The organism is Candidatus Woesearchaeota archaeon, from assembly GCA_027858315.1.
Classification (GTDB): Archaea; Nanobdellota; Nanobdellia; order Woesearchaeales; family UBA583; genus UBA583.
Map to the genome: position 1 here is coordinate 1 of JAQICV010000009.1, position 3,227 is coordinate 3,227.

Annotated in this window: 6 protein-coding genes and 1 tRNA gene; 6 read left to right on the forward strand and 1 reads right to left on the reverse strand. The window is 27.5% G+C overall.

The features are described from left to right. Nucleotides 1-284: 284 nt before the first annotated feature. From PF569_00455 to PF569_00475, 5 genes are all read left to right on the forward strand, one after another. Nucleotides 285-366: transfer RNA gene (locus tag PF569_00455), tRNA-Ser, on the forward strand. A gap of 337 nt (nt 367-703) precedes the next feature. Beyond that, the gene (locus PF569_00460) at nt 704-973 is read left to right on the forward strand and encodes a hypothetical protein (GenBank protein ID MDA3854698.1); all 270 of its coding nucleotides are present in this window, start codon (nt 704-706) and stop codon (nt 971-973) included. Further along, on the forward strand, nt 967-1,998 hold the full coding sequence (locus PF569_00465; protein MDA3854699.1) for a helix-turn-helix domain-containing protein: 1,032 nt from the start codon (nt 967-969) through the stop codon (nt 1,996-1,998). Before PF569_00460 ends, PF569_00465 begins: the two co-directional genes overlap by 7 nt. A gap of 1 nt (nt 1,999) precedes the next feature. After that, nucleotides 2,000-2,275, forward strand: a complete 276-nt coding sequence (locus tag PF569_00470) for a hypothetical protein (GenBank protein MDA3854700.1) — start codon at nt 2,000-2,002, stop codon at nt 2,273-2,275. Then, a complete protein-coding gene (locus PF569_00475; protein ID MDA3854701.1) occupies nt 2,276-2,611 on the forward strand; it encodes a hypothetical protein in 336 nt (111 codons plus the stop codon). Here PF569_00475 and PF569_00480 read toward each other — a convergent pair. Beyond that, nucleotides 2,608-2,736 carry a hypothetical protein gene (locus PF569_00480; GenBank protein MDA3854702.1) on the reverse strand — a complete coding sequence of 43 codons (129 nt, stop codon included), beginning with the start codon at nt 2,734-2,736 and terminating at the stop codon, nt 2,608-2,610. The two genes, PF569_00475 and PF569_00480, sit on opposite strands and share 4 nt — an antisense overlap. A 52-nt stretch (nt 2,737-2,788) precedes the next feature. Between PF569_00480 and PF569_00485 the strand changes: the two genes are divergently transcribed. Next, the coding region (locus PF569_00485; protein MDA3854703.1) for a hypothetical protein at nt 2,789-3,227 on the forward strand (439 nt) is incomplete at its 3' end.

Sequence of the window (3,227 nt, forward strand, 5' to 3'; positions counted from 1 at the left end):
ATGCATAAGAATATTTCTTTTATTCTAAATTTTCAATTTAGATTTTTTATTCAAAAAATAAATTTTTAGATAAAAATAGATAATTAGTTGTTGTTTATACTCAATCGGATGAAGCCTATTATTGAAAATATTTATAAATGAGACTTAAGTTTCTTTATTATTAATCTTGCTGAGGTCGCATAATTCGGTATTGCGCTACACTGCTAAGACAGTGCAAGACACTACCATGCGATGGCAGTATTAGGATTGGGAAGTCAAACCCCTCAAATTTGGCACTTATACATGCTGAGGTCGCTTAATTCGGTATAGCGCTACACTGCTAATGTAGTTCCTTTGGAATTGCGGGTTCAAATCCCGTCCTCAGCGTTCTTAAATTTTACATATTCTTGATATTATGAAATTTTGTTTCATAGAAAATACTAAATTAATATATTATTACACAATCTAAAAAATAAATACGATTAGCTGTTTTGATATCAATTTTAGGGATTTTCTAACATTAAACGAGGTTAGTATAGTATATATTTAGTGTTAGAATAGAATTATGTTATGGGATTTCAAAAGGGATTAGAAATTAATTAACATAATTAAAAAATAAAACCACTCATACACGAAAGTACAAAGGCAACAGTTCTAGTTTTTAGTATGTTGTTTTTATCTTAAATTACATAAGACACAAATATATGCTCTATAAAAAATCAGAATGATAAATAGAGATATAAGTAAAAATAATAAATCAAATATAATATATAAAAGGATAGGTTGCCTTAATTATGATTCCAAAATTCAAGAAGAAATAATTATTGCTGGGGGAAATTATACTGTTAAATTAATTATAAATTCTTTAGGTTCAAATGAGAATAATCTTAACTCATTACTTAACTTTTCAAAACTACTTAACTTTTTTCATAATGTTCTACTACTGGGGCTATATCGTAGTAAGCCTACATTTGAGGGAGGTTCAAAATGGTAGAAAAATCTACAAAAAAGCTTAACTTTTCAAAAAAGCTTAACTCTAACACTTTACAACAACGGCGTAATGTACCTAAAAAGCTTAAATTAACTAAGGGTGAAAAGGAAGTTTTGCATCTTTTACACATTGAGTGTTTAACTCCTGTTCAGATAGCTAAAAGGCGAAAAGTAAGCAAATCAGCAGTTTCTCAAATAATTAAAAGACTTAAAGAAAAAGGGTTTTTCAATGCTGGATTAAAAAGCTTAACTCATGGTGGGGTGACTTCACAATCCCTTACGAGGGAACATCCATTTAGATTGCATGCTCAAAGGTTCTATATTGAGATTTTAGATAGGACAGATGCCTTTATGAAAAAAATCCGACAAATTGGAAAAGGCATTGAGTATGTAGATGGCAATTATATAACTTATAATGAGAAATATATTCAAATATTAGGAAAAAAAGATTTTTGGGCTGATACGCCTCTTGAAGCAGAAGAACAAAGTTTAGAATATTGGACTAAATTTATTTTAAGATTAGAACAAAAATTAAAAGTAGTTCTTCTGAAAAATGGATATGAAAATATAAGATATTCTAAATCGGGAGAATTTGCAGAAACTAATAATGAGCTTGCCAGAGATTACAATGATAGAAAAGATAAATTGATGGTTCGTGGAACTGAAGATAATAAAGTTTGGCTTATTGTAGATAATTCTTTTAATTTGCATGAAATGGAGACAACACACTCTAAATTTTCAATGGATGATGCAATAAAGGTTACTGACCATTTTAACGACATAAGAGATTTCCCAGTTTTGAGACCAAGTGATATTTCAAGGATTGTAGGAGAGATTAGTAGAAATGTTGAAGAATTGACAAAACACCAAGCTCAAATGTTTAATTCTCAAACGAATACAAATGAACAATTAAAAGCAGTGATTGGACTTCATCAAAATTTAGTCAATATGGCAAATCCAGAAATAAACAAAAATAATGGAGGTAAGACTGAAGATTTCGATATTAGGAATTCTAGTATGTTTATGTAAAATGAAGTCTTATGTTGAAATTAAACGAAAAGGAATTGAGTTCAATAAAGAATTCTCTCAAAAGTTTATTAAGCAAATTCTAAAAGATAAAGGAATTAGAGAAGGTGGGTCTAGTGAATATTCATTATGGGGCTTTCCCAAAGATAATCCTCAAATTTGGTATATTGTAAAAGGAGATTATAGAAAAAGAGTTGTAAGGGAAATTACACCATCACTTGTTTGTAAGTATGTTAGTCGATGTTTGAATAATTATGTTTCTAATGAGGTGTATGGATAAATGTTTGATGTTTATTATTTTCCGACATTTCAAGAAGAAACAAAATTCATTCTTTCTAAATATGAAAGAAGCTTAGTTGAAAAATTCATTATAAAAAACCTTGAGCCTAGTGGAGATAAAAAAGGAGACTCTTTAACTTATGATTTTTTTAGGGAATTTAAAATCAATGGTAAAAGGGTTTATTTCTTAATCTATAAAGATATTGCTATAATTCTACTGGTTAGTGCAAGTAAAAACAAAAAAGACCAACAAAAAGTAATTAATAAAATTAAAGAGAATTTGAAATTATATAAAGAATATGCTATAAAATTATATGAGATTAAGGAAAAATCTTAATCTTTTGTAAAACAACCTGGTTTAAATTTGATTGCCTTTCCTTCAATTAATTCTTGAAGACATCTCTCAATTTGAATATCTGCTGGTAAAGGTTCTCTATTTGATACTGTTTCTTCGTTTTTCATAATATTATTATATATGTTAAAATTTATAAATATGTGGGTTGAAAGTAAATGTATGGAGTTAAAACTAAGAGAAAAAAGGATTTTAGAGATTGGTCATGATTTAGTTTTAAAATTAGATAAACATAAGTCTTATTCTTTCAATTATTTTTGGTCTGTAATCAATATTGAATATGAAAAAAAATATAAATCTAAGATTGACTCTGTAGAAACAGAAGAAAATTATTTCAAGTTTTTTAGAAGTAGATTAATGTATAAATTTGGATGGTTAAATAAGCCTATTTTTCATGAGGGGGACGATGTGTATAATTATATTTATGAACAAACTCAAGACCAAATCAAAGAAATACCTCCTTCAGGATATAAAGAACATCAAAAACTTTTAGAAGAAAAATTAGATTGTCTTGAAAAAAATCCCGTAATTAGGATAAATAAAGATTGGATCCCTATTTTAACTAAAACTGATAATGTATTTGAATATAAGAATTTATTAT

Coding starts and splice junctions, on each gene's coding strand:
- PF569_00460 (MDA3854698.1), top strand. CDS start 704: ATGATAAATAGAGATATAAGTAAAAATAATAAATCAAATATAATATAT.
- PF569_00465 (MDA3854699.1), top strand. CDS start 967: ATGGTAGAAAAATCTACAAAAAAGCTTAACTTTTCAAAAAAGCTTAAC.
- PF569_00470 (MDA3854700.1), top strand. CDS start 2,000: ATGAAGTCTTATGTTGAAATTAAACGAAAAGGAATTGAGTTCAATAAA.
- PF569_00475 (MDA3854701.1), top strand. CDS start 2,276: ATGTTTGATGTTTATTATTTTCCGACATTTCAAGAAGAAACAAAATTC.
- PF569_00480 (MDA3854702.1), bottom strand. CDS start 2,736: ATGAAAAACGAAGAAACAGTATCAAATAGAGAACCTTTACCAGCAGAT.